The 272-nt window shown below is 67.3% G+C and carries 1 protein-coding gene; it reads left to right on the top strand.

Annotated features, from left to right (window positions below):
* The coding region (locus SB773_RS31810; RefSeq protein WP_410594314.1) for a hypothetical protein at window positions 1–272 on the top strand (272 nt) is incomplete at both ends.

A 272-nucleotide genomic window follows, 5' to 3' on the forward strand; every position in this document is an offset into this window, starting at 1 on the left:
GGCGACGGTAGCGGGCGCGACGCTGCTGGGGGCCGGCAACAACGGGACCTTCTATCCCCAGGCAACGCTCGTCAACCTGGATGCCTCCGACAACAGCACCCTCTCGGGCGATGCGATCGCCGCGTCGCAGGCGGTGGCCAACATCAGCCTGATGACCGGCTCCCTTTGGACGGGTGCGGCGCGACCGATGGACGACGTGAGCATCGATCCCACCAGCGCGTGGTTGGTGACGGGGGATTCCACGTTGAGAGGGACGCTGACGAATGCAGGCC

This window comes from Bacillus sp. SIMBA_074 (assembly GCF_046534555.1).
Taxonomy (GTDB): domain Bacteria; phylum Bacillota; class Bacilli; order Bacillales; family Bacillaceae_G; genus Bacillus_A; species Bacillus_A mycoides.